We start from the raw sequence: 26,277 nt of genomic DNA on the forward strand, positions 1-26,277 counted from the left end.
AACAATAAAAAACCTTCGATACTTTTCTGCCAAAACTCAAAAACATAAGAGCAAGAGGTTTTGTGATGAAAACATCTGCACCCGGGCTGGAAAAGCCTGCGCTTCAACGCACCCTCAGTAATCGTCATATTCAACTGATGGCCATGGGCGGCGCGATTGGTACGGGCCTGTTCATGGGCTCGGGAAAGATCATTGCCTTGTCTGGCACCTCGATCATCCTGATCTACATGATCATCGGCCTGTTCGTGTATTTCGTCATGCGGGCCATGGGCGAGTTGCTGTTATCCAACCTGAACTTCAAGAGCTTCGCGGACTTTGCCGGTGCGTACCTGGGGCCGCGCGCGGCGTTTTTTCTTGGCTGGTCCTACTGGTTGAGCTGGAGCGTGGCGGTGGTCGGGGACGCGGTGGTAGTGGGCGGGTTCTTCCAGTACTGGTTCCCCAATGTGCCGGCCTGGATGCCGGCCATAGGCATGATGCTGACGCTGTTTGCCTTGAACGTGCTGACCGTAAAGTTGTTCGGTGAGGTTGAGTTCTGGTTTGCGATCATCAAGCTCATCGCGGTTGTAACGCTGATCGGTGTGAGTGTGTTGCTGATCGGCAGTTCATTTGTCTCGCCCACGGGCGTAACGGCGTCGCTGGGCAACCTTCTGGATAAACAGGCGGTGTTTCCCAACGGCTTGCTCGGGTTTTTCGCCGGCTTCCAGATGGCGATCTTTTCCTTTGCCGGCACCGAGCTGATTGGCACAGCGGCAGCGGAAACGCGCTCGCCGGAAAAAACCTTGCCCAAGGCCATCAACTCGATTCCGCTGCGCATCATCCTGTTTTATGTGCTGGCCCTGGCGTGCATTATCGCGGTCACCTCGTGGCAGGCGGTGTCACCGACCAAGAGCCCGTTTGTGGAGTTGTTCCTGATCGCCGGCTTTCCGGCAGCCGCCGGTATCGTCAACTTTGTGGTGCTGACCTCAGCGGCGTCCTCGGCCAACAGTGGGGTGTTTTCCGCCAGCCGCATGCTGTTCGGCCTGGCCGACCTGGGCAGCGCGCCAGGGGTGTTCAAGCGATTGTCGAAAAATAGCGTTCCGTTTGTCAGTCTGGCGTTTACCACTTTCCTGATGCTGCTGGGCGTATTGCTGCTGTTCATCGTCCCGGAGGTCATGACAGCGTTTACCATCGTTTCCACCGTGTCCGCGATTCTGGTGATTTTTACCTGGTCGACCATCCTGGCGTCCTACATCGCCTACCGTAAGAAACGCCCTGACCTGCATGCCGCGTCACACTACAAAATGCCGGGTGGCGTGCCGATGGCGTGGTTTTCCCTGGCGTTCCTTGGGTTCGTCCTGTGCCTGCTGGCGCTGCGTCCTGATACCCGATTGGCGCTGTGTGTCATGCCGGGGTGGTTTATCTGGCTGGCGATTGCCTATCAGCTCTCGACGTTCAAAAAACGCTGGTCCTTGTCGCACTCCTTGTAAGGACCTGCTGCAGCGATCGCCAGCAAGCCGCCTCCTGCGGTAGCCCGATGGCTTTAACTCGGGCTTTTACCGCGTACCTGCAACGAATTTCGCTGTCCTGAGTGCTGGCAGGGTGCCACAATGCCATTTTGTCGCAGCACTAGGATCAGGCGAACCAAATGAATGGCCTTGGGCGTGAGCAGGACCAGGATTTTTTCATCGAAGAGCAGGTGCGCACTGATCGCCTGCGTCAGTTGTTTAGCCAATCATTCTCTGCGGTTTTTGGCAGTTATCTGGCCGCGGGCATGCTGTGCTGGCTGTGTTGGGACCGGCTTGATCCCCGCCTGATGATCGGTTGGCTGGTATTGCTGGCAGGCTCGTCGCTCCTGCGTGTGTCGATGTTCCTCCAGTATTTTCGCAGCCCCCGCAGCGAGCGCACGCCCCAGCGCTGGGAGCGTCATTACTGGATCACCCTGGTGCTGTCGGCCGGGATCTGGGGGGCAGGGGCCTTTGCCGTGATGCCCGCCGATGACCGGCTGACCCAGGCCCTGGTCATGCTCTTTGCCGTGGGCATGTCGGTCAGCGCGGTGTCGTGCTACTCGGCCTACCGTTACATGACCATAGTGTCCATGGCCCTGGTGCTGTTGCCGTGCACCCTGTGGCTGTTGTTTCAACCCTCCAAGATGCAGATGGGCATGGCTGTTGCCGTGCTGGTGTTCTCGTCATTTGTCGTGGGGGCGTCGCGTAAATTGTCCGAGGCCCTGGAGACGGCGTTTCGCCTGACCCGCGAAATAGAGCGCGCCCACAGTATTTCAACGCGCGCCGCCCAGACCGATGAACTGACCGGTTTGATGAACCGCCGCGCGTTCTTCGAAAATGCTCAGGTGCTCTATGACCAATGCAAGCGCACTCACCAGCCGCTATGCGCGTTGATGCTGGACATGGATCACTTCAAGGCGATCAACGACACCTACGGCCACCAGGCCGGCGATCAGGTGTTGCGCCAGATTGGCCAGGTGATCAGAGCGTCCTTTCGCCAGTCGGATATCTACGGTCGCCTGGGGGGCGAGGAGTTTGCGGTGCTGCTACCCAATACCACCCTGGAAGTGGCACAGGACATCGGCGAACAGCTGATCCGCGCCATTGCGCGCTTGACCATCGACCCGGTACAGGGATTGAGTGCGAGCCTGGGCGTGGCCCCGAACTATGCTGTGGGTGACGACTTGCAGCACTTGATGAATGCCGCTGACAAAGCCCTGTACCGCGCCAAGGCCATGGGGCGCAACCAGGTGGCGGTTGCGTCCTAGCCTCAATCCTTGCCCATGATCTTGGCCAGCACCCGGGAGATCTGGTCGGCGGAGTAGGGTTTGGCCAAGAACTCAAAGCCGTCGTAGCCACAATTGGCCAGCTCCTCGCTGTAGCCGGACGTCAGGATCACCGGCAGGTCGGGCCGGCGTCGGCGCAACTCACGGGCCAGCGCCACGCCCCCCATGCCTGGCATCACCACGTCGGAAAACACCCCGTCGAAGGCCCGGGCATCCGGGCCGATCATCTCCAGGGCTTCTTCGGCATGGGTGGCCCAGACGGTCTGGTAACCCAGGTCCTGCAGGATCTGGTTGGCGAAGCGGCCTACTTCCAGATTGTCTTCCACGATCAGGATGCGCCGCCGCGCGGCGTCCGGATCCAGTTCCAGTGGTGCCTGGACCGTGTTGTCGAGGGTCGACTCGGGCTCCACTTGTGGCAGGTACAACGTAAACACGGTGCCCTGGCCGAGCACACTGGCCACATCCACGTTGCCCCCCGATTGCTTGGCGAACCCGAACACCTGCGACAGCCCCAGCCCGGTGCCCTTGCCGACCTCCTTGGTGGTAAAGAACGGCTCGAAGATGCGTTCAAAGGTCGCCTGGGCAATCCCGCTGCCGGTGTCTGCCAGGGAGATTGCCACGAAGGGTTTGCCTGACCCGCCATGCCCGCGTATGCACGGCAACGGCTGGTCCCGGTCCAGGCGCAGCACCAGCGTGCCCTGGCCGTCCATCGCATCCCGGGCATTAAGGGCCATGTTGATCAAGGCTGTTTCAAATTGGCTGGAATCGGCGCAGACGTAACAGGCCAGTTCCGGCAATTGGACGCTGACATGGATCCGCGCGCCGGTGACCGTCTCCAGCATGTCGCCGATGTTCTGTACGCGCTGGCCCACATTGAACACTTGCGGGTTCAGCGGTTGGCGCCGGGCGAAGGCGAGCAATTGGCTGGTCAGCTTGCTGGCCCGCTCTACGGTATCGGTCACGGCACTCATATAGCGCTGACGGCGCTCTTCGGGCAGGTTGGGCATGCGCAGGAAGTCGACTGACGAGCGGATGATCGTCAGCAGGTTGTTGAAGTCGTGGGCCACGCCACCGGTCAACTGGCCGATGGCTTCAAGCTTCTGCGACTGGCGCAACGCCGCTTCAGTCTGGTTGAGCAGGGTGGTGCGTTCCACGACCCGCTGTTCCAGGGTCGCATTCAAATCCGCCAGTGCCGACAAGCCCTCGCGGACGATGGCATCGGCGCGCACCCGTTCGATATGCGCCCAGGAGCGCTCCGTGACCTCACCCAGCAGCGCCAGGTCGTAGGAAGACCAGCGGCGCGGCACGCGGTCGTGAATAGCCATCAGCGCGGTCAAGCGTCCGGACTTGATCAGCGGCATGCAAATCGTCGCCGTCACACCCAGAGCCTGGAAGGTCGCGGCTTCCTCGGGCGTCAGTTCCGTCAGGTTGTCATTAATGATCAACGGCTCACCGGCCTGCAGGCGCTCGACCGCCAATTGGCCGAAGTCGGCCAGGCGGTAGTGCCCGACGATGCTGGGCGAACCTTCTGCAGCCCAGTTGCCGCGAATGGTAAAGCCGTCTTCATCGGCCTCCATGTCGGCATAGGCGCAGTTGGACAGGTTCAGGTGGGTCGCCAGTATCTGTGTGGTGGCCGCCATGATCGCAGCAGGATCGGTGGCATTGGCTACACCGTTGCTGATCGCATCCAGCACGGCGAGGCGACGCGCCATGAACACCGAGCCGGTAGTTTCGGTGACGGTATCGAGAAGGCCCACGACGTTGCCGCAGGCATCACGGATCGGGCTGTAGCAAAACGTGAAATAGGCCTGTTCCGGCGCATCGCCACGCTCGACGATCAATGGGAAGTCTTCGATAAAGGTTGCGTTGCCTGCAAATGCGGCATCGGCGATCGGGCTGATCTGGCTCCAGGCTTCCTGCCAGATGGCACTGAAGGGCTGGCCGAGTGCATCGGGTTTGCTACCAAGGATCGGGACGAAGGCGTCGTTGTACAGGGTGGTCAACTCGGGGCCCCACACCACCGCCTGGGGAAAGTGGGAGGCCAGGCTCAATGACACCGTGGTCTTGAGCACATCCGGCCATTGGTCCATCGCCCCCAGAGGCGTGTTGGTCCAGTCGTGGTGGCGAACCCGTTCGGCCATTTCACCGCAGCCTTGTAGCCAGTCTGTCATCTACTCAACACCTAGTTCGTCCCACGTTGCGATATGGCACCGCAATATCAAACAACAGACCCGGGCAATGTCCGGCAGTTCAGCGCTACTGCACGCCTAGAAGTGCCGTCCAGTAAATCCCGCCGTCGCTTTTCGGATCCAGCCCGTAGGCGGCACCCAATTCGCGAAACTGCGGGTTCATCAAGTTGGCGCAGTGCCCGGGGCTGGCGAGCCAGCCATCGACCACTTTGCGCGGCGTATCCAGGCCCGCTGCGATATTTTCACCGACCTGCTGGGCCACGTAGCCAGCCAGCTCCGCGCGGTCGCCCGGGGTGCGGCCGTCGCGGTCCAGATGGTCGAAGAAGTTGTGGTTGGCCATGTTGCGTGCATGACTGTCGGCGGCGCTTGCCAGTTGCGCGTTCCAGGCCAGTGGCGTGGTGGCGGCGAAAGCCTGCTCGCCACATTGGCGCGGTTGCTTGCGGGCGGCGTTGACCATCTCCAGCAGTTGCGGGCCGGCCTCCTGGGAACTGGCCAGGCCACGGCTCAGCAGCGGACGGGCGAGGACAATGCGCCAGTCCTGGCCATTGTTGCTGACGCCGATATCGACGAACTGCGGGTCCAGCACCACGCGGCAGAAACTCTCGCGCACCGCTTTCATCGCCGATTGCGCGTTGCGAGGTCCGGACAGGCTGATCGCCTGGACATTCACCATCGGATAGGCCGCCTGGGCCAGGTCCTGCTGCAAATCGCCGGCATTATTGACCGGCAATACCAGGCGTGGGTCGACCGCCAGCGGTGGCAACTCCTGGGAACCCTGGTCGCCACAGCGTTGCAGTTGGCTGCGGTACTGGTTGATTGAGTCGATCAATTGACTCTCTTCGCTCGCCGACGCCGTGGCGCAAAACACCAGGCTGGCGGCCAGCGTCGTAACACCCATCATCAATGACAGAACGCGCATGGACGTTTCTCTTGAGCATGAAAGTGCCCATGATGCGCGATCAAGGGGCGCAGATGCACCCCTTGGGCAACATTTTGCCCTCAGTTCTTGAATGCCGAGTGCTTGCGGCCCTGGTCACACAGGGCAAACACCACCACCAGCACCGAGGCGATAGCGAGGATGATCACCACACCGTCCGTCGAGTGCGTGGTCGAAGCGGCCACCATCGACAAGGCACCCAGCGGCGCCAAGCCACCGGCGATGGCCGTACCGATTTCACGCCCGGTACCAAAGCCCGAAGAGCGAGTCTGGGTCGGGAACTGGCGGCTGAGGAACGAACCTTGGGGGGCGAACATCATCGGCGCGAGGATCCCGGTGCCGATCCCGATGGCCAGGTAGATCATCAGGCTTTCACCGGTGTTCAGCAGCGCCAGGAACGGGTAGGCGAACAGCAGCGACAGCACGCCGCCCAGCACCAGTACCGATTTGCTGCTCCATTTGTCGCACAGCCAGCCGAAGCACGGCACGGCGACAATGGCGACCAGGCTGGCAATGGTCACCGAAAGCGACGTGACATGCACGTCGACACCCTTGAACTGGGTGAGGTAGGCCAGGGAGAAGGTCTTGAAGATGTAGCTCAGGGCGTTGTAGCCAATAGCCACGAAGAACACCACCGCCAGGCCCTTGAGGTCGTTCTTGAACAGCGCCTTGAGCGGCGAGACCTTGGCCTTGGCCGGCTCCTGGCTCAACTCCTTGAACTCCGGGGTTTCCGGGATGCTGTTACGTACCCACAGGCCCACACCCACCAGGGCGATGCTGCAGATGAACGGGATACGCCAGCCGCCGGCCAGCAGGAACTCATTGCCATTGATGGTCAGCAGGTACACGGTCAGCGATGACAGCAGCAGGCCGAGGTTCAAGCCCAGCGCCGGCCAGGCACCCTGGCTGCCGCGCTTGCCTTCTGAAGCATGCTCGTAGGAAGTGACCGCCGCGCCCGACAACTCGGCGCCGGCGCCCAGGCCCTGGATGATGCGGATAAACACCAGAATGATCGGCGCCCAGATGCCAATCGAGGCGTAGCTGGGGATCAGGCCGATCAGCGTGGTGCACACGCCCATCATGCAGAAGGTCAGCACCAGCACATGTTTGCGGCCGAACTTGTCGCCCAGGTAGCCGAACAGAATGCCGCCGAAGGGGCGGGCGATAAAACCGATGGCGAAGGTGGAAAACGCCATCAGGGTCGCGGTCTTCGGGTCACTGTTATCAAAGAAGATCTTTGAAAAGACAATCGCCGCCATGGTCGCGTAGAGGTAGAAGTCATACCACTCCAGCATCGAGCCGAAGATGGTGGCGGCAGCGACCTTGCGCAGGCGTTTCTTGGTTTGTGCCGGGGTTTCCACCGTGGCGGGGTTATGGGCTTTTGCCGTCATGCTGTACTTCCTTCTCAGTCATTATATTTATTAGGGTGTTGCGAACGCGTTCAACTGTGGGAGCTGTCGAGCCTTGGCGGGGCTGCGATAGCGGTGGGTCAGGCGATATTTTTCTTGCCTGTGCCGCCGTCATCGCAGCCTCGCGGGGCGAGACAGCTCCCACAGGGGGTATTCAGTTGGGGGTGAACATGCGGTCGGCGATCATTTCGCCAATCGGAATGGCAGAGGTGGCCGCCGGTGACGGCGCGTTGCACACGTGCAACATGCGCGGCGTCTGGGCGAACAGAAAGTCGTGTACCAAAGTGCCGTCACGCATCACCGCCTGGGCGCGGATCCCGGCTTCGTAGGGCAGCAGATCGTCGAGTTCCAGGGATGGGCAATACTTGCGGCACTGCTCCAGGTAGCCGGACTTGAACAACGAGTTCTTCATTTCCACGCTGCCGGAGCCGAGGTTCTGCCAGATGGTTTTCCAGAAGCCGGGGAAGCGCGCGTACTCGGCCACATCCTTCCAGTTGACGGAAAACTTCTTGTAGTTTTCCCGACCCAGGCCCAATACGGCATTGGGGCCGACGGTGACGCTGCCATCGATCATGCGGGTCAGGTGCACCCCCAGGAACGGCAGTTCAGGGTCGGGGATCGGGTAGATCAAGTGGTTGACGATGTTGTTCTTCGACGCCGGCAAGCGGAAATACTCGCCACGGAACGGGATGATCTGGTGGTCGATATCAATCCCGGCCAGGGTCGCCAGGCGGTCCGATTGCAGGCCGGCGCACACCACCAGGTGCCGTGCCTGCCAGGCGCCATCGAGGGTGTTGACGGTGACTTTGTCGGTGTCTTCGGCAATCGCGGTGACGGTTTTTTCCAGGCAGATCTCACCGCCATTGCGACGAATCACTTCGGCCATGGTTTCGCAGACCTGGCGGTAGTCGACGATCCCGGTGGCATCGAGGAACAACCCGCCCAGGCCGACGATATTCGGCTCGCGGGCGCGCAGTTGCTCGGCGTCCAGGCGTTCGACTTTCATCCCGTTGAGTTGCGAGCGCGCATACAGCGCTTCCATGCGCTGCACTTCCAGGGCCGTGGAGGCCACCAGCAACTTGCCGCACACCTCGAACTTGATCCCATGTTCGCGGCAGAACTGTTTGGTGGCCTCGGCGCCGCGCTTGCACAGGTCGGCCTTGAGGCTGCCGGGTGCGTAGTAGATGCCGGCATGGATCACGCCGCTGTTATGGCCGGTCTGGTGCTTGGCCAGCACTGGTTCCTTTTCCAGGATCACCAGTGATGCGTTGGGCTGGCGCTTGAGCAGCTCCATCGCGGTGGCCAGGCCGACAATGCCGCCGCCGATGATGCAAAAGTCATAAATCATGTGGGGGCTACCTAAATCAATACATTTCAGTCTGCTTATCAGGTTGTCAGACTAATGTTCTTGTTAAAAAAACGGCGCGCCCGCAGGCACGCTTTATCGGTATGGGGCGATCAGTGGGTCGCGGGCAGCTCCAGTTGCAGGCGTTTGGCGGCAGCACGCAAATGCGCTTCGGCGGCAGCGGCGGCGCCTTGTGGGTCGGCGTCGACAATGGCCTGGTACAGCGCCTGGTGTTCCTGGGTGGCATCGGCCGAGCCGCTGGCAAAGCGCGAGGCCGAGTTTTCCCAGGCGGTCTTGCGCGCGCTGGCCAACTGGCTGCGCAAAAAGTCGTGGAAGGCGACGAAGTATTCGTTTTTGCTGGCGTCGGCGATGGCGCGGTGAAACTCCACGTCGGCGAGGGCAGCGGCTTCAAAGTCTGCGCGCTTGTCGTGCATTTCCTGCAGGGCCCGCTTCATGCGCTGCAGGTCGCCTGCGTCACGGCGTTGGGCGGCAATGGAGGCTGCCTGGGTTTCGATCCACAAGCGCACTTCGAACATTTGCGCGAGGTCAGGGCGCCGGCCGTTCTTTTCTGGAAAGCGGAACACCGTACCGGCCGGGGTCTGCGAAATAAACGAGCCCAGGCCACGCCGGGCGGTCAGTACCCCATCGGCCTTGAGCTGGGCAATCGCCTCGCGCACCACCGAACGGCTGACATTCAACTGTTCGGCCAGTTGCTGCTCGGTCGGCAGGCGCGACTCGGGCGCCAGTTGTCCGGAGTCAATCTCGGCCCGTATGGCGCTGACTACACGCACGACGAGGGAATCTGGACGCTGGAGCTCAAGCATGGCAAAACCTAGGTGATCAGGTTGTCAGACAATAGCTGTTACGATTTTCCCTTGTCAAGGCGCTGTGCTGGCCTGCAGCGTTTTCACCCGGCGCGCGCAGGCCAGCAGCAGAGCCAGTGCGACCAGCCCCGAGGCGACCCAGAACGCTAGGCGAAACCCTCGGCCAACCGCTGCGGGCAGCGCCGAATGGACATCGCCCATGCCCCAGGCAAACACCGCACCCAGCGCCCACGCGCCGACAATCAAGCCCAGGTTGCGCGACAGGTTTAGCCAGCCGGCAATCGTCCCGCGTCGATCCGCCGGCACATTGCCCATTACCGCCGTGTTGTTGGCCGCCTGGAATTGCGCGTAGCCCAAGGTGAGGATCCCCAGCGCACCGATGTAACCCGTGACGCCCAGAGGCATCAACGCCAGCACCAGGCAGCCGGCCAGCATGCACAGCAGGCCGCCCAGCGTGGTGGCGTAGCTGCCGCAGCGGTCGGTCAGGCGCCCGGCCGGTATGCCCGCCAGCGCCGCGATACACGGACCTACCGCCATCGCCAGGCCCATCTGCGCGGGATCGAGTCCTATGCCATGGCTCAAGTAAAACGGCCCGGCGACCAGGGTGGTCATCATCACCGCGGCCACCAGCGTACTCATGCCCAGCCCGGCGCCCAGGGCCCGGTCATGGAGTGTCGCGAAGACACTCAAGCGGGCCGCACCCGCTGGTTGCGGGTCTCTGTCGGCCTGTGTGCGTTGCACCAGCACAAAAGCGAGGGCGGCCAACGGCAGCATCACCAGAAACAGCGCACGCCAGCCAGACGCCGCAATCAGTGCGCCGCCGATGGCCGGCCCCAGGCCAGTGCCCACCGCCGACAGCGTCCCCAGCAAACCCATGACGCGACCGGTCTGCGCTTTGGGGACGGTGGCCGCGACCAGTGCCATGGTCATTGCCAGCATGATCGCCGCGCCAAACCCTTGCAGCGCCCGCGCCGCGACCAGCACGCCAAGGGAGGGCGCGGCACTGCACAGGGCACAGGCCACCGCGAAGACCAGCACGCCGGCCAACAGCAGGCGGCGATGGCCGAAGCGATCCCCCAGGCGACCGACACTCACCAGCACAGCAGTGATTGCCAGCAAATAGCTCAGCACCACCCACTGCACCGCCGCAAAGCCTGCCGCAAAGGCCTCGGCCATTTGCGGCAGGCCGACATTGGCAATGCTGGTGCCCAGCGAAGCCAGGAGCATGCACAGCGACAAACCGGCGAGCGCGCCGCGTGGGGGAGGGGATGTCATGGGGTTTCCTTGTTCTGCACCGTGGTCGTTGCCCGCACTCTAGGCTGTCGCCTAACATGGCGGAAGACGCATCAGTTGCACTCTATGTGTGCGTCAAACGCCTGATAAGGATTGCCGCCGTGTCGCTGCCTGACTTCAACCTGCTGATCACCCTGGACGTGCTGTTGGCCGAAGGCAGCGTCGCCCGTGCCGCCCAACGCCTGGGCCTGAGCCCCTCAGCCATGAGCCGTGCGTTGGCGCGGCTGCGTGAAACCACCGGCGATCCGCTGCTGGTGCGTGCCGGACGCGGCCTGGTGCCGACGCCCCGGGCCCTGGAACTGCGCGAACGGGTCGGCCAACTGGTGCAGGAGGCCGAAGCGCTGCTGCGTCCGCGGCAGGTCCTGGACCTCAAGGGCCTGGTGCGGACCTTCGTGCTGCGCACCAGCGAAGGGTTCGTCGAAAGTTTCGGTCCTGCGCTGATCGCCCATGTGGCCGAGCAGGCACCCGGCGTGCGCCTGCACTTTGTGCATAAGCCCGGTGCGCCGCTGCGCGACAGCAGCGTGGACCTGGAAACCGGCGTCGTCGATAGCAGCGCCCACCCCGAAGTCCTCACCCAGTTGCTGTTTCGCGACCGCTTTATCGGTGTGGTGCGCGCCGGCCACCCATTAAGCCAAGGCCCCATCACCACCACGCGCTACGCCGCCGGCCGGCATATCTACGTGTCTCGGCGCGGGCGCGAACGTGGGCAGATCGACCACGCACTTGAGGCCTTGGACCTGACGCGAGACGTGGCAACTATCGTCACCGGGTTCTCTACGGCCGTGGCCCTGGCGCAACGGACCGACCTGATCGCCAGCGTTCCCGAGCGCTATACCAGCGGCCTGCGTGAGGGCCTGTTCAGCTTTGCCCTGCCGGTCGAGGTGCCGCCGTTCAGCGTGGCGATGCTCTGGCATCCACGGCTGGATGCCGACCTCGCGCATCGTTGGTTGCGCGGCTGTTTGCGCCAGGTGTGTGGCGCAGAACAGGTACAATCCCCGCTGCCTTGATTGCGAAATACCAGGAAACAGGAATTCGATGTTCACCCTTACCCACTACACCAGCCCATGCCCCGAGCCCGTCAACAGCCAGATCTTGCAGATGGTGGTCGACTACCTGACCGATATCAGCTCGGTCGCCTTACCGCCGAGCAACCTGCTGTACAACATCTACCAGTATGCAATCGGCTACGAAGTGCACCTGTACCTGGAGGCGCTGGGTGGGGCCAAGGGCATTGCGGTCGAGCTGATTGTGGCGACCGATGAGCAGGATCCGGCCAAGGTCATCGGCTTCTTGCTGTACCTGCCGGTCAAGGACGATCCCGAGGCCTGCGGCGTGGCCTATATGGCCGTGCATGCCAGCCACCGCCGCCAGGGCGTGGCGCGGGCGATGATGGATGAGATGCTCAGCCGTTACCCCCATGGCGAATTGACCTGCACCGTGGAAAAAGTCCCGGCCTTTGAATCCATGGGCTTCCAGGTGCGCGGCGTGCGCGGGACTCAGGTGTTGATGAATACACGCGACTACAGCACCGATGGCCTGATGGGCGTGTTGGATGTGGCATCGATCTATAGCTCGCTGGAAGTGCGGCAAATCCACACCTACCTGCTACAGAAACACGGCAAGCGCGCGATGATCGATGCCGAGAAACAGCGCGACCGGCATTTCGACCAGATGACCCGCAAGGCCCGGCTATTCGTACAGAGCCGCTTGGCCTGACTGGGCTTCGAACTTACTGTGGACCGCTGGCTTTATGTGGCGAGCGGGCTTGCCCCGCGCTGGGTGGCGAAGCCACCCCAACAGCCTCACCATGCTCCGTCAGACACACCGAGGTGGTAGGTTTTGGGGCTGCTGCGCAGCCCAACGGGGGACAAGCCCCCTCGCCACAGGGGGCTTGCAGCCCCCTCGAGCCTACTGTGTGACTACTGGCTTTATGTGGCGAGCGGGCTTGCCCCGCGCTGGGTGGCGAAGCCACCCCAACAGCCTCACCATGCTCCGTCAGACACACCGAGGTGGCAGGTTTTGGGGCTGCTGCGCAGCCCAACGGGGGTGCCCCCTCGCCACAGGGAACTTGCAGCCCCTCAAGCCTACTGTGTGACTACTGGCTTTATGTGGCGAGCGGGCTTGCCCCGCGCTGGGTGGCGAAGCCACCCCAACCGCCTCACCATGCTCCGCCAGACACACCGAGATGGCAGGTTTTGGGGCTGCTGCGCAGCCCAACGGGGGCGATACGGCGTTCCGGCAAGCCCCCTCGCCACGACCGTGTCCATAACCACAATTGCCCCCAGGGCAAGATAAAGCCGGTCGGTTACAACAAAGGCGGGCTGTCGCGGAAAAGGTCATGGGCATCGAGCAACCGGTACGCAATCTCCGGCCGTTTCTCCAGCCCTTTGCGAATCGCTGCCGGAATCGACTGCCGCGTCTTGCGGCACAGCCCCGGCAGTTCATCGATCACGATCTGGATCCCGCGCATGCTTTTGACTTCGGTATGCCCTGGGGCGATGTGCACGCGGATGCCCAATTGCTGGTGCATCAAGTGTTGCATGCGTTCCAGGTCTGCCAGGCTTTGCAGGTTTTCCAGGCGTTCGAGCAGTTTTTTTTCTTCCTGGCGGGTCAATTGCAGGATGCGCTGGTCGGTACCGGGCGCATCGAGCAATTGCTCGCGCGCGCAATCACACACAGCAGGTGGGCAGGGTTGGCGAATTGTCATGATCACTCCCTCCCCACGCTGGTGCTGACGGCTCAGTAGGTCAGTTGCACGCCCAGGCTGCCCAGGGCGTTCCAGTACTCAGGATAGGTCTTGCCCACGCAGTCCGGGTCCTGGATCCGGATGCCCGAGACTTTCAGGCCCGCCAGGGCAAAGCACATGGCGATGCGGTGGTCGGCGTGGGTGTCGATCAGCGCGGTGCAGGCCGTGCCCGCCAACGCTGGATCGCTGGCCACCAGCAAGTCATCACCGATAATGGTCGCCAGGCCCGGGCGGATCTCGTTGAGGCCGTCATGCAGGGCCTGGACGCGGTCGCATTCCTTGACGCGCAGGTTGGCCAGTTCGGTGAAGCGCACCGGGGTGTTGTTGAACGCCGCCAGCACCGCCAGGGTCGGGATGGCGTCCTGCATCTGCGAGCCGACCACCGTGGCCGGCATCTGCGGGAATTGCGCGATCACGGCCTGGGCCTTGGCGTCGGGTTGGGTGAAATCCTGTGCGGCGACGCCCAGGTCGATGCTGCCGCCGGTCAGCACTTCGGCAGCCCACAAGTAGGTGGCGGCAGACGCGTCGGGTTCGATCAGGTAATCATGGGCGATGTAGCCGGTAGGGGCCACGCGCCAGGTGCTGTCGTTGACCACGTCCACCTGGGCGCCAAACGCGCGCATGCAGTCCAGGGTCAGGTCGACGTAACCACGGGCGCCGATGTCTTTGCCGGTCAACGCCACTTCGATCGGCGCTTCGCCACAGGCGGCAAGCATCAGCAGTGCCGAGACGTATTGGCTGGACAGGCCGCCATCGATCTCGAAGCGCTTGGCCTGCACGCGGCCAGTGCCGTGCACGGTCACAGGCGGGCAGCCGGTGGGGCTTTCAACCTTGATGCCATTGTGGTTCAGGGTCGTCAGTAGCGGGCCGATGGGGCGCTTTTGCATGTACTCGTCGCCGTCCAGTACCACGGTGCCTTCCACGGTCGCCACGGCGGCTGTGAGAAAGCGCATCGCGGTGCCGGCGTTGCCGAGGAACAGCGGTTGCGCCGGCAACTGCAGCTTGCCATGGCCGGTGACAACAAAGGTCACGTCATCCGGCTCATCGATGGTCACGCCCATCTGGCGCAAGGCCACAGACATATGCCGGGTGTCGTCGCTTTTCAACGCGCCGCTCAGGCGGCTGGTGCCCTTGGCCAGGGCTGCCAGCAGCAGGGCGCGATTGGTAATGGATTTGGAGCCGGGAGGCGCTACCTTGCCGTGCAATGGAAAGTTGGGCGGTGTCACGGTCACGGTTTTCTGCGAACTCAAGGTACAAGGCTCCTGATTCAAGGCGCGGTGGCTGGGAGTGGCCGGCTGGCGGAGACGAATAATCGACCATCCGGCACGCTAGGGTCAAATCATGGCGCAGGTTTAACCGCGCAGGCTCAACCAATAGGCATGCAAGGCCCTGGCCGCCGGTTCGATGCGGGCCACCTGTTGTTGATGGGCGGCCACATCTAGGTCGGCCGGCAATTGGAAGTTGTCCTGCTCGGCGCACCAGGAGATGGTTTCCAACTGCGCTGCCTGCTCGGCCGGCAGGGCTGGCCATTGGCTGATCGCGGCGCCACGGATATAGCCAAAGCACCATTCCTCGGCGAGGGTCAGCGGCAGGCCCTGGTGTTCGGTTTGTTCGAAGCGCGCCCGAAAACCCTGGGCGTCGCTGGCCAACTGCTGGGCGATGCCAGTGAGATGACGTGTGCACAGGTCGATGAACTGCTCCAGTTCGGCCTTGCTTTCCCATGCCGGGATCTGGTCGCCCCAGATGGCCGGGAACCAGATGGCAACATCCACCGGCGCCGGGCCGGACACCAGGGCGGTGAAGTAGCCATCGAACTCGGCCAGGTTCAGTACCGAGTTGTCGTCGCCGTACTTGAGCAGAATGTCTTTGATGAACTCGAAATCGGCAGGGGCGAGGGCTGGGTCGTGCATGAAAATATCCTTTGAGCGTCAAGCGCCGCAGATAAGGCGGCGTAAAACGCGGAGGATGGCGCGAGTCGGCGTTTTAATCCAGTGCTAGATCACCTTCACCGCCCGGCCAATCGCCTGGATCGGCCCGGTTGGCTTACCGGTCGGCGAGCCATTGGGGCCTTCCAGGGTCATCTCGAACAACTGGTTTGGCGCCAGCGGCGGCAGCTTGTCCAGGGGGATCGACAGGCTCTGCCCCGGTTTGACCAGCCCGAGGGAAACCGGGCCTTGCCAGTCATCACCCTTGGTCCAGAACTCCAGTGCCTTGTCCGCCGGTATCTGCATGACGCCCAGGGGGATCAACTGGATTTGCTGATCGTTGCTGGCCTGGATTACCCAGCCTGGGGCCTGGCTTTGTGGCGCCGTCAGCACCACCACGTAGGCTGTCGGGTTGATGGCGGCGGGGCGGGTCAGCAGCAGCGATGCCAGCACCAAACTGGCCAGCAAGCCGGCACCGGCCAGGCCACGCCACAGCGCGAGCAGGTTCCACCAGGGCACCGGCGGCGTGTCGCCCACGGCGTGATGGCCCAGGCTGCGTTCAATGCGCCGCCACAGGTAGGGTGAAGGAGCCACCGGCGCGGCCAGCTCGGTCAGCGGCAACAAGCGCTGTTCCCAGGCCTCCACCGCCGCGCGCAAGGGCGCATCGTGTTCCAGGCGTTGCTGCACGTGCAGGCGTTGCTCGGCCGCCAGGGTGCCCAATACGTATTCGCCGGCCAGGTCGTTCAATTCTTCGGGGGTCATGCCATGCACTCACGCAATGCCGCGAGGCTGCGTTTGATCCAGGCTTTGACAGTCCCCAGCGGGGTGCCCAGTTTCTGTGCGATTTCACTGTGGGACAGGCCGTCGACATACGCATGCAGGATGCAACTGCGACGCGCCGGTTCCAGGTGTTCCAGGCACTGGTAAACCTTGCCGCTACGGGCACGGTATTCGAAATGCTCGGTGCTGGGTTCAGCCGCCAAGGTCTGTTCATGCTCATCACTGAGCGCAACTTCGCGGCCCTTTTTGCGCATGACGTTGAGCGCCAGATGCCGGGTCACGCTATACACCCAGCCACGGGCCGAACCCCTACGCGGGTCGAAACCGCCGGCGCCGTTCCAGATATTGATAAACGCCTCATGCACGATGTCCTCCGCCAGGGCCGTATCCCGCGCAATGCGCTTGGCCACGCCGAGCAGCCGGGCGCAATCCTGTTCGTACAACTGACGCAAGGCTTGCTGTTCGCCGCGGGCGCAGGCCAACAGGCAGGCTTCATAGTCAAAGAGAGGTTCGGGCAAGGAGTGGGGCCGCCTTTGAGGGTCAAGCCCCGGCCGCGATTGGCCGGGGTGCTAGCGCAGCAGCTTAGACGACTTTTTTTGCCAGGCGCATCATTTGGCCGCCCAGAAGATGTAATCCGCCTGGTACTTCACCACTTCTTGCTGGCCTTTGTTGGCGGTACTGCATTCGGCACTTGGCGCCACGCCACCCTTGAGCGCGACGCGCTGGATATAGCTGACCCCGTTCATTGCACCCTTGCCTTCGGCCGGGTTGGCCTTGACCAGTTGATAGGGCAGGTTGCCCGCGCTGGACGGCGCCACGGCCAATTGCGTGCCGGTGACTTTCGAACCGTCCTGGGCCTGCCAGGTGGCGGGCGGGCCGAAGTAGGTGCCGACCTGCTTGCCGCTGCGATCATTGAGCACTGCCTTGGGGCCGACGAAGACCCATTCGGTCTGGCCGGCAGCGTTGGCCTTGTCGCGGCACTCGTAGGTGATTTCGCCGACACCGGTGGTTTCCATGGTCACCTTGTGGCCGTCCGGCACCTTGATGCTGTCGGGCAGGCTGGTCTGGGCAAAGGCCGCGGGCGCCGCGAGCAGCAGGCAGGTCAGGCAGAGCAGGGGTTTAGTGTTCATCGGTGTCTCTCCGTAGGGGTGAACAGCAGAGCAGCGTTATGGCTACTACCTGTACTACTCACGGCACGGCTGACTGGATGCACGGCGCGACAAATAAATCCATGAGACGTAAAAGGAATAAAGTCAGATCGTATTGATATAAGTCGTTATAAGAAAAATCGCTATGCTGCCGCCAGAATTTTATAAGGCCGCAGGTAGTTGTAATGGATGTGGGTAATTTTGGTTTTGTAGTGGCAGGCCTGATCGTTGGTTTTATCGTCGGCATGACCGGCGTGGGTGGCGGGTCGCTCATGACCCCGATCCTGTTGTGGTTCGGCATCAACCCCGCCACGGCGGTGGGCACCGACTTGCTGTATGCGGCCATCACCAAGTCCGGTGGGGTGCTGGTGCATGGCAAGAACAAGAACATCGACTGGACCATCACCGGCTGGCTGACCCTGGGCAGCGTGCCGGCAGTATTGTTGACGCTGTGGTTCCTCAAGAGTCTGCACACCGATCCCAGCGCGATGAACGAGGTAATCAAGCAGGCCCTGGGCGTGGTACTGCTGCTCACGGCCCTGGCGATTCTGTTCAAGAAAAAACTGTTGGCCTTTGCCCAGCACCATGCGGGCGACAACTACCATATGAGCCCGCGCAACCTCAACGGGCTGACAGTCTTCACCGGCGCGATCCTCGGCACCATGGTCGCCCTGACCTCCATTGGTGCGGGCGCGCTGGGGACCGTGGCGTTGTTTATCCTGTATCCGTTCCTGGCCACCAAGCGCCTGGTGGGCACCGAAATCGCCCACGCCGTACCGCTGACCCTGGTCGCAGGCCTAGGGCATGCGAGCATGGGTAACATGGACTGGCATTTGTTGGGGTTCTTGCTGATGGGGTCGCTGCCGGGGATCTACGTTGGCAGCCATATGTCAGGCCGGGTGCCGGATGAACTGCTGCGCCCGTGCCTGGCGGTGATGCTGGGGTTGATTGGTTTCAAGCTGGCGTTCTGACTGCGGTATGTTGTGGCAGTGGTGCTGTTGTGGAGAGGGGGCTGCTGCGCAGCCCAGCGCGGGGCAAGCCCGCTCGCCACAACAAACCCGCTTCCCACAACAAGTCCGCTTGCCACGATAAGCCTTATGCCTTACGCGATTTATCCAACCACTCCACCGCTGTGCGCCAGATACAAATCCCCAGGAAGTACGCCGACATCAACAACCACAGGCCCATGGTCAGCTTGTTGGTATACGGCTGGTCGATCACCAGCAACAGGCTGCACAGCAGCCACACCGTGGTCACCGCAATGTTGATCGGCATAAAGCGCTTGACCCGGAAGGGGTGCAGGAACTTCATCGGGGTCACTGTCAGCAGCGCCAGGCCAATCACCGTGGCCAGGGTGATCCAGGCGTCCGGGTCAATGATGTAGACACACAGCGCCACCACGTTCCAGGCAGCGGGGAAGCCCTGGAAGTAGTTGTCCTTGCTCTTCATGTTGACGTTGCAGAAGCAGAACAGCGACGACACCAGGATCACCGAGACGGTGAACAGGTGGGTGAAGTCCGGCAGGTCGATATAGCGGTAGATAAACAGCGCCGGGATAAACACATACGTCAGGTAGTCGATCACCAGGTCCAGCACCGAGCCATCAAAGCTTGGCAGCACGGTCTGCACATTGACCCGTCGCGCCAGCGACCCATCCACGCCATCTACAATCAATGCCAGGCCCAGCCACAGCAGGCAGGCCTTGGGTTGGTTCTCCAGCAGCGCCAGCGTCGCGAGGAAGGCCAGCACCACGCCGGTGGCGGTAAAACCATGGGCGCCCCAGGCTTTGAGTCTGGCTACATGCAGGGTCGATATCACAGGGGCGTTCTCCAAAAGGTGAAACACGGCAGCCGACGGCGATTGAGCGTCGAATCTGGCCAAGGGATGCAGGTATCGACCGGAAAGGTGGGGATAAGGTTCACCACCACGGCGTTAGGTTTAGCGTAGCAAGCGTTGACGGATTCGGCATCAGCCCTGACGGAACACCAGGGCCTTCAAGCCGCTTTGCGGGTCGATATCGGGAAATTCCGGCGGGTTTGCCAGGCGCTGCTCAAACCGCAGCCCTGGCGCTTCGCGGGTCACGCCCTCGATCAGGAAGTCTTCGCCAAACGCCGGGTCGTTCATGCAGGCCAATACTGTGCCCTGGGGCGTCAGCAAATCTGGCAGGCGGCGCAGTACGCGCTGATAGTCCTTGGTCAACAGGAAGCTGCCTTTCTGGAAGGACGGCGGATCGATGATCACCAAGTCATAGGGACCGTTGCCGGTGACCTTGGCCCATGACTTGAACAAGTCGTGCCCCAGAAAACTCACCTTGCCCAGGTCATGGCCATTGAGCCGGTGATTGTCGCGGCCCCGGCTCAGGGCGCCACGGGCCATATCCAGGTTGACCACATGCTCGGCCCCGCCCTCGATGGCGGCCACGGAAAACCCGCAGGTATAGGCAAACAGGTTCAGCACCCGCAGGCCACTGGCGTGTTCGCGGACCCAATTGCGGCCGTAGCGCATATCCAGGAACAGCCCACTGTTCTGTTTTTTGCCCAGGTCGATGCGATACAGCAGGCCGCCTTCGGTGATGGTCAGCTCCTCGACCATCTGCCCCCACAACCATTCGGTGGTGCTTTGCGGCAGATAGCGATGTTGCAACGCCAGGGTGTGGGCGCCGGCCTGCTGCCATTCGTCGCTGGTGCAGAGGTTGCGCAGCAATTGCTGCAAGGCATCCAGTTGCGGCGCCTCGGGCTCCTTGAACACCGAGACCAGCACCACGCCTTGCAGCCAATCCACGGTCAGTTGTTCCAGGCCCGGCCAGCAGCGGCCCCGGCCGTGGAACAGGCGCCGGGTTTCTGCAGGTACGTCGCGCAGGGCGGCGAGCAAATGGGTGTGGAGCAGGGCGAGGGCGTCAGGGGTCATCGGGCAGCGTCGATCATTAAACGGGCGGCATTTTAAACACAATTGCGGTGTTTCAGGTGGTTGAAGCACAACGTGCTTTTAATTGGCTGTGTTTAAGCATTTTGTGCTGCAAATCGCCCAGCAACCTATCCAGAACAGTCAAAAAATCCTTTTGGGCAGACATAAACTGGAAAAAACAGCTCGGAGGTGCCCATGAACGGTTTCGTAAAGACAGTCAATCAAACAGCCATTGACCAGCAGGAGCTCACCGAGTGGCGCGACGCCCTGGCATCCCTGGTACGCCACGCCGGCCCTGAGCGCGCGCGGGAGATCCTCGATATGCTGGCCGACGCCGGCAACACCCCGGCCATCGGTTGGAAGCCGCGCCATGGCACGCCGTACATCAACAGTATCGACGTGGATCAACAGCCCCACTTTCCCGGCGACCTGGCCACCGAAGAACGCCTGGCCTCGCTGGTCCGCTGGAATGCCCTGGCCATGGTGGTACGGGCCAACCAGGCCTATGGCGAACTGGGTGGCCATATCGCCAGCTATGCCAGCGCGGCGGACTTGTTCGAAGTGGGTTTCAACCATTTCTTCCGTGCGCGCCACAACAACGAGGGCGGCGACCTGGTGTTCTACCAGCCGCATTCCGCGCCCGGCATCTATGCGCGGGCGTTTCTTGAAGGCCGCTTGAGCGAGCAGGACCTGGCCCATTACCGCCAGGAGCTGGGCGCCGTCAAGGCGGGCGCCCGTGGCCTGTCCAGCTATCCGCATCCGTGGTTGATGCCGGACTTCTGGCAGTTCCCCACTGGCTCCATGGGCATCGGCCCGATCAGCTCGATTTTCCAGGCGCGCTTTATGCGCTACCTGCACCATCGCGGCTTGCAGGACACCACCGACCGGCACGTCTGGGGCGTGTTCGGCGACGGCGAGATGGACGAGCCGGAAAGCATGTCGGCCCTGACCCTGGCCGCTCGCGAAGGCCTGGACAACCTGACCTGGGTGGTCAACTGCAACCTGCAACGCCTCGATGGCCCGGTGCGCGGCAACGGGCGAATCATCGACGAACTGGAAGCATTGTTTGCCGGTGCCGGCTGGAACGTGATCAAGCTGGTCTGGGGTTCGGACTGGGACGCCTTGCTGGCCAAGGATGAAGACGGTGCGTTGGTGCGCACCTTGTCCCAGACCGTGGACGGGCAGTTCCAGACCTTTGCCGCCAAGGACGGTGCCTACAACCGTGAGCATTTCTTCGGCCAGAGTGAATCCCTGGCCAAGCTGGCGGCGGGCTTGAGTGATGAGCAGATCGACCGCCTCAAGCGCGGCGGCCACGACATGCTGAAAATCCATGCCGCCTACCATGCTGCGCGGCGGGTCAAGGGACGCCCTACGGTGATCCTGGCCCAGACCAAGAAAGGCTTCGGCATGGGCGAGGCCGGCCAGGGCAAGATGACCACCCATCAGCAGAAAAAACTCGACCGCGAGGCGTTGATCGGCTTTCGCAACCGCTTCCAGTTGCCCTTGACCGACGAGCAGACCGAATCCCTGAGCTTCTACAAACCCGCCGCCGACAGCCTGGAGATGCGCTACCTGCACCAGCGCCGTGCTGCCCTCGGCGGCTATGTGCCCAGCCGCAGCCAGAGCGCCGAGCCGGTACCCGTTCCGCCCGTGAGTGGCTACGCCGGTTTCGCCACCCAGGCCGAAGGCAAGGAAATGTCCACCACCATGGCCTTTGTGCGCATGCTCAGCAACCTGCTCAAGGACAAGGCCCTGGGCCCGCGGATCGTACCGATTGTCGCCGACGAGGCGCGCACGTTTGGCATGGCCAACCTGTTCAAGCAGATCGGTATTTATTCCAGTGTCGGCCAGCGCTACGAGCCGGAAGATATCGGTTCGATCCTCAGCTATCGCGAAGCCACCGACGGGCAAATCCTGGAAGAAGGCATCAGCGAGGCCAGCGCGATCAGCTCCTGGGTCGCGGCGGCCACTAGTTATTCGGTGCATGGCTTGCGCATGCTGCCGTTCTACATCTACTACTCGATGTTCGGTTTCCAGCGCGTGGGCGACCTGATCTGGGCCGCCGCCGACCAGCGCGCCCGCGGCTTTCTGCTCGGTGCCACGGCGGGGCGTACCACCTTGGGCGGCGAGGGCTTGCAGCACCAGGACGGCAGCAGCCACTTGATGGCTGCGACCGTGCCCAACTGCCGCGCCTACGACCCGGCATTCGCCGGCGAGTTTGCGGTGATTCTCGACCACGGCATGCGCCAGATGCTTGAGCACGATGTCGACGAGTTCTACTACGTGACCCTGATGAACGAAAACTACCCGCAGCCGAGCCTGCCGGCGGGTGTCGAAGCCGCGATCATCAAGGGCATGTACCGCCTCGACGGCAATGCCGGCGCCAAGGTGCGCCTGCTCGGCTCGGGTACCCTGGTGCGCGAGGCCCAGGCTGCCGCGCAGTTACTGGCTGACGATTGGCAGATCGACAGCGAGGTGTTCAGCGTGACCAGTTTCAGCGAACTGGCCCGCGAAGCGCGGGAGGTGGAGCGCTACAATCGCCTGCATCCGCTGCAAAGCCCACGGCACAGCCACCTGGCGACCTGCCTGCCCCAAGGCGCGCCAGTGGTTGCGGTGTCGGACTATGTGCGTGCAGTGCCACAGATGATCGGCTCGTACCTGGGGTCGAGCTACACCGTGCTGGGGACTGATGGGTTCGGGCGTAGCGACACCCGTGCGGCGTTGCGCGACTTCTTCGAGGTGGACCGTCACCACATCGTCCTTGCCGCGCTGGCGGCCTTGGTGGAACAAGGCAGCATGCAGGCGCAGGTGTGCCAGCAGGCCATCGACCGCTACGGCCTGCACACCGAGCGCGGGGCGTCCTGGACCCACTGACCCTCAAGCTAAACGAGGCACAAATGTGGGAGCAGCTTTTGTGGGAGCGGGCTTGCTCGCGAAGGCGGCGGGTCAGTCATCTATGCACCAACTGACCCACCGCCTTCGCGAGCAAGCCCGCTCCCACACAAGCCAGCTCCCACAGGGTTTTTCGGTGTGTTCTAGAGCGTGGCAATCAACGCCGGCCCAAATGCCTCATGCAAAAACTGCGGCGCGATGTAGCGCTGGTAATGCGCCTCCGACAACAGGAAAAACTCCCGATCAATCGCATCGCGCAAATCCGCCAGGTGCCGCTCACGAAACTCCGGCAGCAGCGCCAGGCCATAGGCATCGAGCCTGGAAATCACCCGCGCACCGCGGGCAATCAACTGATAGGCCCAGCAGTAAGGTGACTGGTGCGGCATAAAGCGGATCTTGCGCGCTTCCAACTGCTGGCGCAGGCGCGGGGCATCCAGCACTTGCAGCTTGCTGGCCATGACCTGCACCAGCAACTGTTCGAGGCGCAACCAGACCGCTTGTTTTTCCTCGGCGCTATAACCGTTCCACTGAATGACTTCATGGTGATAACGCTTGCAGCCACGGCACACCAGGTCGCCATACACGGTGGAGCACAGGCCGACGCACGGCGTCTTGATGGTTTGATTTGGCATAAACCGCGTCTTTCCTAATCCACGACAAAAGGGTTCATCGGCGCTCCAGGGCGCTGAACTGCTGGTTCAACCACTGATACAACTGGGTGACTGCCCGTGACATCTGCCCACGGTGGGGGCAGGCGAAACTCAAGGGGTACACATCACCGGGAACCTCGGGCAACAGCACCACCAAACGCTCGGCCTGCACATCGGCGTACACGTCCAGCCAGCATTTGTAGGCGATGCCTTCACCCGCCACCGCCCAGCGCCGCACCACGTCGGCGTCGTCACTGAACAAGGGGCCGGCAACCTGCACGGTCTGCTCGCCCAGTTCCCAGCGGTCATGCAGACGGCCGTTTTGCAGGTACAGCAGGCACGGGTGGCGTGTCAGGTCGTTGACCGATGCGGGGGCGCCGTGGCGCGCCACGTAGTCGGGCGATGCCACCAGCACCCGGCGATTCCAGGGCGCCAAGGGCAGGGCGATGTAGTTGGCATCCTCGTTCCAGCCATAGCGCAGGGCCACGTCCACCGGGTCGCGAAACAGGTTGGTGACCTGATCCGATACCAGCAAGCGCAAGGTCAGCTCAGGGTGTAGGCGGCGGAACTCGGTGAGCATCGGCAGCAGGATATTGCGCCCCAGGTCCGAAGGCGCGGCGACCTGCAATGTGCCCTGCAACGGCGCGTCATCGCCGCGCAAGCGTTCGCGGCCCAGGGCCAGCTGCTCCAGCACGCCACGGGCGGTGGGCAGGTACTGTTCGCCCTCGGCACTCAACCGCAGGCTGCGGGTGGTGCGGGTAAACAGACGCACCTGCAGTTCCCGCTCCAGGCGCTTGATGGCTGCGGCGACTTGCCCCGGCAACAGATTGGCCTCAACCGCAGCGGCGGTGAAGCTGCCCAGGGCGGCGCTGCGCAGGAACAGCCCAAGATCATCGATGCGGATCATTTTCACTCCAGGGATGAAAGTGTTGCTGCATTTTGTCGATTTTTCTTCGCGCTGGGAACGGTAAAGATATAAGCCATCGAGGGCCATCGCCCCTCATCAACCGTGAGTTCCCATGAAAGCAATCTCCTTTACCCAACATGGCCTGCCCATTGACGACCCGCGCTCGCTGATCGACGTGAACATCGATGCTCCCCAGCCAGGCCCCCGGGACCTGCTGGTAGAAGTGCAGGCCGTGGCGGTCAACCCGGTCGATACCAAGGTGCGCGCCGGCACTTTCGCCAAGGAGCCGAAAATCCTCGGTTGGGATGCGGCGGGCATCGTGCGCCAGGTGGGCGCCGACGTCACCCTGTTCAAACCGGGCGACGCGGTGTACTACGCAGGCTCCCTGATCCGTTCCGGCAGCTACAGCGAATTCCAGGTGGTTGATGAGCGCATCGTCGGTCACCGGCCGCGCACAGTGGATGCGGCCCACGCCGCCGCCTTGCCGCTGACTTCGATCACTGCCTGGGAGTTGCTGTTCGATCGCCTTGGCGTGACCGAAGGCGGCGGCGAGGGCGAGGTGCTGTTGGTGGTCGGTGCCGCTGGTGGGGTGGGTTCGATCCTGGTGCAACTGGCCCGCCAACTCACCCGCATGACCGTGATCGGCACCGCCTCGCGGCCCGAGACCATCGAGTGGGTCCAGCGTATGGGAGCCCATCACGTGATCGACCATCGCCGGCCCATGCTCGCCCAGCTCAAGGCACTGGGGGTTGATGGGGTCAGCCATGTCGCCAGCCTCACCCATACCGAGGAGTATCTGCCGCAACTGGTAGAAGTGCTGCGCCCCCAAGGGCGGCTGGGGTTGATCGACGATCCGGCCAGCCTGGATGTCATGCCACTCAAGCTCAAATCCCTGTCCTTGCACTGGGAACTGATGTTCACCCGCTCGCTGTTTGAAACGGCGGACATGATCCAGCAACACCATCTGCTCAACCGCGTGGCCCAACTGATTGACCAGGGGGTGTTGCACACCACCCTCGGCGCGCATTTTGGTGCGATCAACGCGGCCAACATGCGCAGCGCCCATGCCCTGGTGGAAAGCGGCAAGGCGCGGGGCAAGATTGTGCTTGAAGATTTCCAATGAACACCCTGATCAAAGCCCTGGGCTTATCGCTGTGCGTAATGCTTGCCGGCTGCGCCAGCCAACCTACCAATGGAGTCGCCAGCATGACCAAACCGTTGATATCCATCGCCGTACTCAAGGCCAAACCGGGCCAGGAACAAGCGCTCAAGGCCGGCCTGCTGGCCTTGGTCGAACCGACCCGCACCGAGCCAGGCAACCTGGACTACGTGCTGTTCGAACTGCGTGACGAGCCCGGCACGTTCTATATGCGTGAAGCGTTCAAGAACCAGGCGGCCCTCGATGCGCATTTTGCGATGCCGTACTTCCAGCGCTTTGCCGCCACGGCAGACGACTTGCTCCAGGAACCGCTGAAACTGATCTTCCTTGAGCAAGTGTCCAACTGAGGCCATACACCGCAACTGACTTGTAGGAGCGAGCTTGCTCGCGAAAAACGCC

Annotated in this window: 24 protein-coding genes; 8 read left to right on the top strand and 16 right to left on the bottom strand. The window is 62.5% G+C overall.

The window, feature by feature from the left end:
- The first annotated feature begins 65 nt into the window (after positions 1 to 65).
- Both C5F71_RS24635 and C5F71_RS24640 read left to right on the top strand, forming a co-directional pair.
- Entirely contained in the window at positions 66 to 1,466 is a 1,401-nt protein-coding gene (locus C5F71_RS24635) for an amino acid permease (protein WP_104912192.1), read from the top strand.
- 158 nt (positions 1,467 to 1,624) lie between these two features.
- Positions 1,625 to 2,752, top strand: coding sequence for a diguanylate cyclase (locus C5F71_RS24640; protein ID WP_104912193.1), 1,128 nt, complete (start codon positions 1,625 to 1,627; stop codon positions 2,750 to 2,752).
- Between the two features lie 2 nt (positions 2,753 to 2,754).
- On the opposite strand, the gene C5F71_RS24645 is transcribed toward C5F71_RS24640, so the two are convergent.
- From C5F71_RS24645 to C5F71_RS24670, 6 genes are all read right to left on the bottom strand, one after another.
- Positions 2,755 to 4,941: a response regulator gene (locus C5F71_RS24645; RefSeq protein WP_104912194.1), complete on the bottom strand. Its 2,187-nt coding sequence runs from the start codon at positions 4,939 to 4,941 to the stop codon at positions 2,755 to 2,757.
- A gap of 85 nt (positions 4,942 to 5,026) precedes the next feature.
- Positions 5,027 to 5,878, bottom strand: coding sequence for a CAP domain-containing protein (locus C5F71_RS24650; RefSeq protein ID WP_104912195.1), 852 nt, complete (start codon positions 5,876 to 5,878; stop codon positions 5,027 to 5,029).
- A gap of 80 nt (positions 5,879 to 5,958) precedes the next feature.
- Complete coding sequence (locus C5F71_RS24655; protein ID WP_029295104.1) at positions 5,959 to 7,287, bottom strand: MFS transporter; 1,329 nt, start codon at positions 7,285 to 7,287, stop codon at positions 5,959 to 5,961.
- 172 nt (positions 7,288 to 7,459) lie between these two features.
- On the bottom strand, positions 7,460 to 8,653 hold the full coding sequence (gene lhgO, locus C5F71_RS24660; protein ID WP_104912196.1) for an L-2-hydroxyglutarate oxidase: 1,194 nt from the start codon (positions 8,651 to 8,653) through the stop codon (positions 7,460 to 7,462).
- A 110-nt stretch (positions 8,654 to 8,763) separates the two neighbouring features.
- Positions 8,764 to 9,474 carry a FadR/GntR family transcriptional regulator gene (locus tag C5F71_RS24665; protein ID WP_029295107.1) on the bottom strand — a complete coding sequence of 237 codons (711 nt, stop codon included), beginning with the start codon at positions 9,472 to 9,474 and terminating at the stop codon, positions 8,764 to 8,766.
- Positions 9,475 to 9,528: 54 nt separating this feature from the next.
- Positions 9,529 to 10,749: an MFS transporter gene (locus C5F71_RS24670; RefSeq protein ID WP_104912197.1), complete on the bottom strand. Its 1,221-nt coding sequence runs from the start codon at positions 10,747 to 10,749 to the stop codon at positions 9,529 to 9,531.
- A 119-nt stretch (positions 10,750 to 10,868) separates the two neighbouring features.
- On the opposite strand from C5F71_RS24670, the gene C5F71_RS24675 reads away from it, so the two are divergent.
- Together C5F71_RS24675 and C5F71_RS24680 are read left to right on the top strand one after the other, a co-directional pair.
- Positions 10,869 to 11,774: a LysR family transcriptional regulator gene (locus C5F71_RS24675; protein WP_029295111.1), complete on the top strand. Its 906-nt coding sequence runs from the start codon at positions 10,869 to 10,871 to the stop codon at positions 11,772 to 11,774.
- A 28-nt stretch (positions 11,775 to 11,802) separates the two neighbouring features.
- A complete protein-coding gene (locus tag C5F71_RS24680) occupies positions 11,803 to 12,483 on the top strand; it encodes a GNAT family N-acetyltransferase (protein ID WP_104912198.1) in 681 nt (226 codons plus the stop codon).
- Positions 12,484 to 13,072: 589 nt separating this feature from the next.
- Here the strand turns inward: C5F71_RS24680 and C5F71_RS24685 are convergent.
- The 6 genes from C5F71_RS24685 to C5F71_RS24710 all read right to left on the bottom strand — a co-directional run bounded on the left by C5F71_RS24685 (position 13,073) and on the right by C5F71_RS24710 (position 17,348).
- Positions 13,073 to 13,474: a hypothetical protein gene (locus tag C5F71_RS24685; RefSeq protein ID WP_092236192.1), complete on the bottom strand. Its 402-nt coding sequence runs from the start codon at positions 13,472 to 13,474 to the stop codon at positions 13,073 to 13,075.
- Positions 13,475 to 13,506: 32 nt separating this feature from the next.
- Positions 13,507 to 14,763, bottom strand: coding sequence for a 3-phosphoshikimate 1-carboxyvinyltransferase (locus C5F71_RS24690; protein WP_070994949.1), 1,257 nt, complete (start codon positions 14,761 to 14,763; stop codon positions 13,507 to 13,509).
- Positions 14,764 to 14,865: 102 nt separating this feature from the next.
- Positions 14,866 to 15,423, bottom strand: coding sequence for a UPF0149 family protein (locus C5F71_RS24695; protein ID WP_104912199.1), 558 nt, complete (start codon positions 15,421 to 15,423; stop codon positions 14,866 to 14,868).
- Between the two features lie 84 nt (positions 15,424 to 15,507).
- The gene (locus C5F71_RS24700; RefSeq protein WP_104912200.1) at positions 15,508 to 16,200 is read right to left on the bottom strand and encodes an anti-sigma factor domain-containing protein; all 693 of its coding nucleotides are present in this window, start codon (positions 16,198 to 16,200) and stop codon (positions 15,508 to 15,510) included.
- Positions 16,197 to 16,736, bottom strand: a complete 540-nt coding sequence (locus C5F71_RS24705) for a sigma-70 family RNA polymerase sigma factor (RefSeq protein ID WP_092236205.1) — start codon at positions 16,734 to 16,736, stop codon at positions 16,197 to 16,199. The genes C5F71_RS24700 and C5F71_RS24705 overlap by 4 nt, the downstream gene beginning before the upstream one ends.
- Positions 16,737 to 16,826: 90 nt before the next feature.
- Complete coding sequence (locus C5F71_RS24710) at positions 16,827 to 17,348, bottom strand: DUF3455 domain-containing protein (RefSeq protein WP_092236208.1); 522 nt, start codon at positions 17,346 to 17,348, stop codon at positions 16,827 to 16,829.
- A 203-nt stretch (positions 17,349 to 17,551) separates the two neighbouring features.
- Here C5F71_RS24710 and C5F71_RS24715 point away from each other — a divergent pair, with 203 nt between their 5' ends.
- A complete protein-coding gene (locus C5F71_RS24715) occupies positions 17,552 to 18,337 on the top strand; it encodes a sulfite exporter TauE/SafE family protein (RefSeq protein WP_029295128.1) in 786 nt (261 codons plus the stop codon).
- 124 nt (positions 18,338 to 18,461) lie between these two features.
- On the opposite strand, the gene pcsA is transcribed toward C5F71_RS24715, so the two are convergent.
- The gene (gene pcsA / locus C5F71_RS24720) at positions 18,462 to 19,184 is read right to left on the bottom strand and encodes a phosphatidylcholine synthase (protein WP_029295130.1); all 723 of its coding nucleotides are present in this window, start codon (positions 19,182 to 19,184) and stop codon (positions 18,462 to 18,464) included.
- A gap of 150 nt (positions 19,185 to 19,334) precedes the next feature.
- A complete protein-coding gene (locus tag C5F71_RS24725) occupies positions 19,335 to 20,273 on the bottom strand; it encodes a class I SAM-dependent methyltransferase (RefSeq protein ID WP_104912201.1) in 939 nt (312 codons plus the stop codon).
- Positions 20,274 to 20,465: 192 nt separating this feature from the next.
- On the opposite strand from C5F71_RS24725, the gene mdeB reads away from it, so the two are divergent.
- Entirely contained in the window at positions 20,466 to 23,144 is a 2,679-nt protein-coding gene (gene mdeB, locus C5F71_RS24730) for an alpha-ketoglutarate dehydrogenase (RefSeq protein ID WP_104912202.1), read from the top strand.
- Between the two features lie 161 nt (positions 23,145 to 23,305).
- Here mdeB and C5F71_RS24735 read toward each other — a convergent pair whose 3' ends face one another.
- Together C5F71_RS24735 and C5F71_RS24740 are read right to left on the bottom strand one after the other, a co-directional pair.
- A complete protein-coding gene (locus C5F71_RS24735; RefSeq protein ID WP_029295134.1) occupies positions 23,306 to 23,794 on the bottom strand; it encodes a DUF1289 domain-containing protein in 489 nt (162 codons plus the stop codon).
- A 34-nt stretch (positions 23,795 to 23,828) separates the two neighbouring features.
- On the bottom strand, positions 23,829 to 24,719 hold the full coding sequence (locus C5F71_RS24740) for a LysR family transcriptional regulator (protein ID WP_070994943.1): 891 nt from the start codon (positions 24,717 to 24,719) through the stop codon (positions 23,829 to 23,831).
- A 112-nt stretch (positions 24,720 to 24,831) separates the two neighbouring features.
- On the opposite strand from C5F71_RS24740, the gene C5F71_RS24745 reads away from it, so the two are divergent.
- Complete coding sequence (locus C5F71_RS24745) at positions 24,832 to 25,842, top strand: zinc-binding alcohol dehydrogenase family protein (RefSeq protein WP_029295136.1); 1,011 nt, start codon at positions 24,832 to 24,834, stop codon at positions 25,840 to 25,842.
- Between the two features lie 83 nt (positions 25,843 to 25,925).
- A complete protein-coding gene (locus C5F71_RS24750; RefSeq protein WP_057441906.1) occupies positions 25,926 to 26,225 on the top strand; it encodes a putative quinol monooxygenase in 300 nt (99 codons plus the stop codon).
- The last annotated feature ends 52 nt before the right edge of the window (positions 26,226 to 26,277 follow it).

Source organism: Pseudomonas sp. LG1D9 (assembly GCF_002949995.1).
Classification (GTDB): domain Bacteria; phylum Pseudomonadota; class Gammaproteobacteria; order Pseudomonadales; family Pseudomonadaceae; genus Aquipseudomonas; species Aquipseudomonas proteolytica.

Coding starts and splice junctions, on each gene's coding strand:
- C5F71_RS24640 (WP_104912193.1), top strand. CDS start 1,625: ATGAATGGCCTTGGGCGTGAGCAGGACCAGGATTTTTTCATCGAAGAG.
- C5F71_RS24740 (WP_070994943.1), bottom strand. CDS start 24,719: ATGATCCGCATCGATGATCTTGGGCTGTTCCTGCGCAGCGCCGCCCTG.
- C5F71_RS24710 (WP_092236208.1), bottom strand. CDS start 17,348: ATGAACACTAAACCCCTGCTCTGCCTGACCTGCCTGCTGCTCGCGGCG.
- C5F71_RS24635 (WP_104912192.1), top strand. CDS start 66: ATGAAAACATCTGCACCCGGGCTGGAAAAGCCTGCGCTTCAACGCACC.
- C5F71_RS24680 (WP_104912198.1), top strand. CDS start 11,803: ATGTTCACCCTTACCCACTACACCAGCCCATGCCCCGAGCCCGTCAAC.
- C5F71_RS24685 (WP_092236192.1), bottom strand. CDS start 13,474: ATGACAATTCGCCAACCCTGCCCACCTGCTGTGTGTGATTGCGCGCGC.
- C5F71_RS24750 (WP_057441906.1), top strand. CDS start 25,926: ATGACCAAACCGTTGATATCCATCGCCGTACTCAAGGCCAAACCGGGC.
- mdeB (WP_104912202.1), top strand. CDS start 20,466: ATGAACGGTTTCGTAAAGACAGTCAATCAAACAGCCATTGACCAGCAG.
- C5F71_RS24715 (WP_029295128.1), top strand. CDS start 17,552: ATGGATGTGGGTAATTTTGGTTTTGTAGTGGCAGGCCTGATCGTTGGT.
- C5F71_RS24735 (WP_029295134.1), bottom strand. CDS start 23,794: ATGCCAAATCAAACCATCAAGACGCCGTGCGTCGGCCTGTGCTCCACC.
- C5F71_RS24650 (WP_104912195.1), bottom strand. CDS start 5,878: ATGCGCGTTCTGTCATTGATGATGGGTGTTACGACGCTGGCCGCCAGC.
- C5F71_RS24655 (WP_029295104.1), bottom strand. CDS start 7,287: ATGACGGCAAAAGCCCATAACCCCGCCACGGTGGAAACCCCGGCACAA.
- lhgO (WP_104912196.1), bottom strand. CDS start 8,653: ATGATTTATGACTTTTGCATCATCGGCGGCGGCATTGTCGGCCTGGCC.
- C5F71_RS24700 (WP_104912200.1), bottom strand. CDS start 16,200: ATGACCCCCGAAGAATTGAACGACCTGGCCGGCGAATACGTATTGGGC.
- C5F71_RS24645 (WP_104912194.1), bottom strand. CDS start 4,941: ATGACAGACTGGCTACAAGGCTGCGGTGAAATGGCCGAACGGGTTCGC.
- C5F71_RS24670 (WP_104912197.1), bottom strand. CDS start 10,749: ATGACATCCCCTCCCCCACGCGGCGCGCTCGCCGGTTTGTCGCTGTGC.
- C5F71_RS24665 (WP_029295107.1), bottom strand. CDS start 9,474: ATGCTTGAGCTCCAGCGTCCAGATTCCCTCGTCGTGCGTGTAGTCAGC.
- C5F71_RS24745 (WP_029295136.1), top strand. CDS start 24,832: ATGAAAGCAATCTCCTTTACCCAACATGGCCTGCCCATTGACGACCCG.
- C5F71_RS24725 (WP_104912201.1), bottom strand. CDS start 20,273: ATGACCCCTGACGCCCTCGCCCTGCTCCACACCCATTTGCTCGCCGCC.
- C5F71_RS24695 (WP_104912199.1), bottom strand. CDS start 15,423: ATGCACGACCCAGCCCTCGCCCCTGCCGATTTCGAGTTCATCAAAGAC.